The organism is Aquimarina addita (assembly GCF_039539305.1).
Taxonomy (GTDB): Bacteria; Bacteroidota; Bacteroidia; order Flavobacteriales; family Flavobacteriaceae; genus Aquimarina; species Aquimarina addita.
The window spans coordinates 198,860-205,501 of record NZ_BAABCW010000009.1 but is presented as its reverse complement, the minus strand read 5'-3'; the positions used below and the strand labels follow the sequence as shown (position 1 = coordinate 205,501).

The window sequence follows — 6,642 nt, the reverse complement described above, 5'->3', positions numbered from 1 at the left end:
TAGCCTTATAAAAGCTAACTTGCTTTTATAAAATCCCATAAATCTTCGCTAAAATTTACAATCAACAATTAAAATCTGAAAATATACAAAATAAAAAGACTGCCTAAATTACTTTTTAGACAGCCTCATTTTCTTATTTATACGTCTATGTTTATTACAACGAAGTTGCACTAAAAGTATCTCCTTGTGATATATCCCCAGTATCAAATCCTTTTTTAAACCATCTGATTCGTTGTTCTGAAGTTCCATGTGTAAATGAGTCTGGCACTACCCTTCCGGTTGACTGCTTTTGTAAACGATCATCACCGATGGCATTAGCAGCATTAAGTGCCTCTTCCAGATCACCATTTTCCATCATTTGAGTCATCCGCTGAGAACGATTTGCCCAAACTCCTGCAAGGAAATCCGCTTGTAATTCTAATCGAACAGAATACTTATTAAACTCTGTCTCACTTAATTGTCCTCTGAGGTTATCTACTTTAGCAGTAATCCCCATGAGGTTTTGTACATGATGTCCTACTTCATGAGCTATTACATATGCTCGGGCAAAATCACCAGGAGCATTCATTTGATGCTCTAAATCCTGAAAAAAACTTAGATCAATGTATAACTTTTCATCACCTGGACAGTAAAAAGGTCCCGTAGCACTGGATGCAGAACCACAAGCAGATGAAACATTATTCGTAAAAAGCACCAAAGTCGGTTCTCTATAATCATCTAAAATACTGTTCCATACATCTTCTGTACTGGCTAAAATCGTGGCACTAAAATCAGCCTGTTTATTCTCCTCTTCAGTTCCTTGATAAGATCCTGTAGATACGGTTTGATTACTTCCACCAACAAAAAAGTTGCTCAGCAAATTTAAAGGGTTATTACCTGTAACAAAAGAAATTACAATAAATAGCCCAACGATAATTAAACCGGTCTTAGAAAAAAGTATCTTGAGTAATGGGCTAAGTAATGAAGGGTTAAAACCTCCTATCCCTCTTCTCGAACTAGATTGCCCTCTACGATCATCCACATTAGAACTTTTACGTCTACCCTGCCATTTCATACTATTTTGTATTTGTTATATTCAATTTTAAATATACTTATTTTTTCAAGATCGCTATACCATCAATGTAGCATCACTAATTTCTTCTGTAAAAGTATTCTATTGGTTTGAATAAAATTAACGGGAAAACATCTTCTTTTGATTCCTTTGCTTACTATTAAAATAAAATCCACGACTTTCTATAATGATCATCCACAAATTAGGTGTTCGCTATAACTAGAATTCTTTCTTTAGGAATACACCTAGATTTCTTTAGTGATTCTAACTATTTCCAGTAATTATTTAAAAATGTGATAGACAAGAAAACCAATTATAGCAGGCGTAGAGAGAAGTTTTCAGTTAATCGCATATAAATGTAAAAACTACTTTTTTCTAAATAAAAAAACCTCAAGAATAAATATCTGTATTAGAAAGTGAAAGGTGTTTGCTAATCCTAACGAAAATAATGCCCCCAACATGCTAAAACAGTTTCTCAAAATTTAACTTATAATTTAGATTAGTCTTAATCGCAATATGAAATCCTAAAATGATATATATCCTGGAACCACTAACTAAAACGCCGCTCAGCACTAAAACCAGATTAAAAAGATTAAAACAAAAAAGAGCGTCTCCACGCTCTTTTTCTTCACACAAATCATCTTAATTTAGGGGCTTAATCTAAAATTAAAACTCAACTTTTATAGACTTTTACTCTTGGGGAAAAATAAAAGTCACTAACTAAATTTTCACTCTGTAAAGATAGTGTAAAATATATTCTAAACAAACTTTTTATGCATTTAATCGTAAAAAAAAGTATTTTTAACAAAAAAAAGTGCAAAAACTATCATAAATGTAGTCTTATTCTTACTTTTAATGTTTTTCTATTGAATGATAGTGTATTAGGTATTTACTATTACAATGCGTTTTATTTATCTAAGTTTGTATTCTATAAAATTATAATCTTTGTAACACTACCTAATGATACACTCTATAGAGAATAAAAAGCTATCCATTCATATCAATTCAGTTGGAGCAGAACTCTCCAGTATTAAATCAAAAAATAGTGTTAAAGAATTCTTATGGCAGGGAGATCCTAAAATTTGGGGTAGCCAAGCGCCTGTTTTATTTCCTGTGGTTGGTGGATTAAAGAAAGAAACTTACATATACAAGAGTAAACAATATACCTTGCCTAAACATGGATTTATTAGATACAACCAGGATCTTGTTTCTAGGCAAATATCCGATACCTCCATTACTTTTTCATTATCCAGTAACAAAAAAACACTTTTAGTATATCCATTTCAATTTTTGTTTGATATTAATTTTGAGCTTGTTGACAATAGACTAAAGATATCTCACACTATAAAAAATAAAGGAAATGAACCTATGTACTTCTCTGTAGGTGGTCATCCTGCCTTTAATTGCCCTCTACACTCATCACATTCTTATGAGGATTACTACATCCAGATAGATACAAAACAAGAAAAACCAGGCAGTTATATATTGGACAAAAATGGATTAATCAGTCAGAATATGCGTACTGTTTTTCAAGATGACAAAATCTGGTTAACATCTGATCTTTTTAACAATGATGCATTAATTTTTAAAGGTTTAAACGCAAAAACTGCCTCACTTGTTCATAAAACTAATGGAACAGTTCTCATGGTAGATCTTTCTGATTTTCCAGATTTAGGTATATGGGCAAAACCAAATGCACCATACGTTTGCATCGAGCCATGGTTAGGATATGCTGATGTGGTAGAAACCAATCAACAAATAGAGGACAAAGAAGGAATTCAAAAATTAGAAGCAGGACAAACGCATACTAGCTCTTATATAATTACTATTTTTTAATTCCTTTCATTTTGAATAAAGGGTCAGGGAATTGATATTTTTTAAGGTAACTTTTATTTTAAATTATTTTTGTTATTCTAAACTAGAGTTAATTTCTAATCTAGAATCAAAATGAATTAATTATAAAATTTGGAAGTGTACTAATAATTAATTCATATTTGTGTCATTAATAATTAAAAAAAACAAGTTTTAATCTATGAATTTATTTCGTGTACATAAAAAAGGACGCTGCAAAGTTGTTTTCAAATCAAATACATAGGTAGAAAACTATATAAATAAAAAAAGCGTCCAAAAAAATTGGACGCTTTTTTTATGTTATTTTTTTAAAAATCTATGATTTCAAAATATATGTTGTTTGAAAGTTATACATAAGATTTTCAGCGAGTTGCTTATATAGAGAACCATTCGTTAACAAACGAATAGGATTTTCTTTGCCTAAAAAATATTGTAACAATTTGATTATCAAATAATTAAATCGGTATTTTATTTGTGTAATCCAAAAATAGGTTTCATCTTTGCATCGCAATAAATGATTGCAAAACATATATAACTAATGATTAATAACCGAAGTACTATGACCTTTACAAAAACATACTACACCGCTCTAAAAGAATTAGATTCTTTTATGAGTTTGCTTCGGGACTTATACAATTCATAATCTGATATCATCAGTATAATTGAAAGTCCGAAGCCTCCATTAAAGTTTCGGACTTTTTATTGTTAATAATTCTATTGCAGACAGCCTAAACCTATATTTATTTACAGGCAAATAGATCTTTCCGAAACAATTATCGACTTACATTAATTTTTAAATAATAATCAAATGAAATTTTACCACTATTTCAGTTAGGTATTCTGGTATCAAGAGACACTGGAATCATATCAAGAATAATACAAACATACAGTTGATATATGAAACCAGTTCATATCAAAGGCCAAAGACAGAAGGTGGTTCTTCGTATTCGTAAAAGACAACGTAAAATTTGGGAAGAACAACGAAACTTGGGCTATATAAAATTAGAAAAGCCCATACGTCACGGTTGGTTTAAAGAATGTGTGATTACTAGGCATGTGGAACGCTATAAAAATCAAAAATACATCCTGGAGTTACACGAGAAATTAAGAAAATCATTTTGGGGAAGAACCAAAGAAGAAGCTCAAAAAAAGTGGCTTCAGGAAACTTCAAAATATTTAATTAATAAAGAACTACCTACCATTAGTCGACGGTCATTTAATAAATTAAGCGATGGTGCACAGCAATTATGTATTCCCTTTACATATTATACAAAGGAGAAAAAACTAAGATTACGATTTTATGTGAATCTTCCTAAAGGAACGTATAGGATCAAATTTACCAAAGCTTATGTTATTCACAGCAAACGTATAGACCCACAATTAGAACGTGAGGATGCATTGCTTGATCAGCAGTTATTAAAAAGCGGATTTTATGAAGAAGCTCAAAAAGATAATAGTTGGAGAGACTATTGGCAGACTTCTAAAATTAAAAGAGAAAAATTAAAAACGAATAGTACCCTTAGAGCACTTAAACAGTTTACTATTCAAGAAATTATAAAAGAAGAAATATTATGGGAAAGAAATTAAGTGGAAAAGACTTAATCAAATTAGGTTTTCCAAAAAACAATAGTATTAATGTGACTCTGGGTCAGATCAATCGCTATCAGAAAAGAGTAAAAAAAGAACACATATTAATAGAAGCCAAAAAAGTATTACTAAATCCTGAAGCGTATCAAGGGGATGGTATCTGGGGTAAGATTGCAGAAAGTTTATTAAAACCTGTTGAGGTAAAAAAGCATGTATTAAAGACAATACGATCACCTTTTCATATCTATGGAGAGAACGAAATTGATGAGCAGGCTAAATATCAATTATTTGATGCGCTTAAATTACCTGTAGCAGTTGCAGGAGCATTAATGCCAGATGCACATACTGGATATGGCTTACCGATTGGAGGTGTCCTTGCTACAAAAAATGCAGTAATTCCCTATGGAGTAGGTGTTGATATTGGATGTAGAATGTGTTTAACAATTTATCCTATTGCTACTTCTTATTTAAAAGGAAAAAAGCATCAGTTAGAAAACATATTATCCGAACATACTAAATTTGGGATGTATGAAACTCATAAAATAAAGCATGATCATGAGATTTTTGAGCGTAATGAATTCACTACGATTCCGCTAATAAAAAAATTAAAAGACAAAGCTTATAAACAGTTGGGGACTTCTGGTGGTGGCAATCACTTTGTAGAATTCGGGATTGTAAATATTACGAATAAAACGAATGATTGGGGACTGGATATCGGAGAGTATGTGGGGTTATTAACGCATAGTGGTTCCAGAGGTTTGGGTGCTAATATTGCCAAGCATTATACCTATCTGGCAACTAAACAATGTCCGCTTCCTAAACATGTACAACAATTAGCATGGTTAGATCTGGACACACACGATGGACAGGAATACTGGGTAGCTATGAATCTGGCAGGAGACTATGCACAAGCATGCCATGACAATATTCATTTTAGAATTGCGAAACTACTGGGATCAAAACCAATAGCCAAAATTGAAAATCATCACAATTTTGCATGGAAACAACAAGTAGATGGTGAAGAATGTATTGTACATAGAAAAGGAGCAACACCTGCTGCCCAAGGCGAACTAGGGATCATTCCTGGATCTATGACTGCACCAGGATTTATTGTGAGAGGATTAGGCAACTCAGAAAGTTTACAATCCGCATCACACGGAGCTGGAAGATTACATTCCAGAAGAAAATGTAAAGAAAAATTCACCAAAAGTGAAATCAAAAAACAATTAAAAACAAACGATGTAACGCTTATTGGTGGTGGGATTGATGAAGCACCAATGGCCTATAAGGATATTAAGACAGTGATGGCTAACCAACAAGAATTGGTAGAAGTATTAGGAACATTTACTCCTAAAATTGTCAGAATGGACAAATAGATGTTGTAGCTAGTATCCAGCTATTAGCGATACAATAAAAGCTCATGGCTGGATACTAAAAATTAAACAATTCAAAAATGAAACAAAAAATAATTCAAATAACCGCTGGTAGAGGCCCTTCAGAATGTTGCTGGGTAGTTGCTCAGGTACTTAAATACTTCCTGAATGAAGTGAAAAATACCGGATTGACTTATAGCATATTGCAAAGAGAAAAAGGTTTTGAAAATGGAACAGTACAATCTGTAACTATCAGGATTCAAGGAGAAAAATTAGACCTCTTTTTAACACCTTGGTTAGGCACTATACAATGGATTGGCACCTCTACTTTCAGAAAACATCATAAGCGAAAAAACTGGTTTATTGGTGTGTATGAAGTAACTCAGACCAAAACCATAGAAGTACAAGAAAAAGAAATTTCTTTTCAGGCAATACGTAGCTCAGGACCTGGCGGACAAAATGTAAATAAGGTAAACTCTGCCATACGAGCAACTTATCACCCCACAGGAGATCAGGTGCTTGTTATGGATAGCAGATCGCAACATCAAAACAAGAAAATTGCTTTACAGCGATTAAAAGAAAAAGTAAACCAAAGTCAGTTAGAAAATATTAAAAAAGTAATCACTGATCAATGGGAAAATCACCTCCACATAGAACGTGGTCAACCCATCAGGATATTCAAGGGGACTGATTTTAAGAAACAGCATAAAAAACATTCATACACTACAAATCGACAGCAATTAAAAAAAGATGTACGCAATGAATTAAAGAACTAACATT

Annotated in this window: 5 protein-coding genes; 4 read left to right on the top strand and 1 reads right to left on the bottom strand. The window is 32.3% G+C overall.

Translation table 11 applies throughout. From position 1 onward, the window contains the following. Positions 1-154: 154 nt before the first annotated feature. A complete protein-coding gene (gene ypfJ / locus ABD816_RS12725) occupies positions 155-1,054 on the bottom strand; it encodes a KPN_02809 family neutral zinc metallopeptidase (RefSeq protein ID WP_344927891.1) in 900 nt (299 codons plus the stop codon). A 957-nt stretch (positions 1,055-2,011) separates the two neighbouring features. On the opposite strand from ypfJ, the gene ABD816_RS12720 reads away from it, so the two are divergent. The 4 genes from ABD816_RS12720 (at position 2,012) to prfH (ending at position 6,638) form a co-directional block, all read left to right on the top strand. Next, a complete protein-coding gene (locus ABD816_RS12720) occupies positions 2,012-2,887 on the top strand; it encodes an aldose 1-epimerase family protein (protein ID WP_344927889.1) in 876 nt (291 codons plus the stop codon). Positions 2,888-3,799: 912 nt separating this feature from the next. After that, positions 3,800-4,489 carry a hypothetical protein gene (locus ABD816_RS12715; protein ID WP_344927888.1) on the top strand — a complete coding sequence of 230 codons (690 nt, stop codon included), beginning with the start codon at positions 3,800-3,802 and terminating at the stop codon, positions 4,487-4,489. Beyond that, on the top strand, positions 4,474-5,865 hold the full coding sequence (locus tag ABD816_RS12710) for an RtcB family protein (RefSeq protein WP_344927887.1): 1,392 nt from the start codon (positions 4,474-4,476) through the stop codon (positions 5,863-5,865). Before ABD816_RS12715 ends, ABD816_RS12710 begins: the two co-directional genes overlap by 16 nt. 77 nt (positions 5,866-5,942) lie before the next feature. Further along, positions 5,943-6,638 carry a peptide chain release factor H gene (gene prfH, locus ABD816_RS12705; protein WP_344927885.1) on the top strand — a complete coding sequence of 232 codons (696 nt, stop codon included), beginning with the start codon at positions 5,943-5,945 and terminating at the stop codon, positions 6,636-6,638. Positions 6,639-6,642 lie beyond the last annotated feature (4 nt).

What these genes read in the sequence shown, in the direction of transcription:
- ABD816_RS12710 (WP_344927887.1), top strand. Translation starts at nt 4,474, where the DNA reads ATGGGAAAGAAATTAAGTGGAAAAGACTTAATCAAATTAGGTTTTCCA.
- prfH (WP_344927885.1), top strand. Translation starts at nt 5,943, where the DNA reads ATGAAACAAAAAATAATTCAAATAACCGCTGGTAGAGGCCCTTCAGAA.
- ypfJ (WP_344927891.1), bottom strand. Translation starts at nt 1,054, where the DNA reads ATGAAATGGCAGGGTAGACGTAAAAGTTCTAATGTGGATGATCGTAGA.
- ABD816_RS12715 (WP_344927888.1), top strand. Translation starts at nt 3,800, where the DNA reads ATGAAACCAGTTCATATCAAAGGCCAAAGACAGAAGGTGGTTCTTCGT.
- ABD816_RS12720 (WP_344927889.1), top strand. Translation starts at nt 2,012, where the DNA reads ATGATACACTCTATAGAGAATAAAAAGCTATCCATTCATATCAATTCA.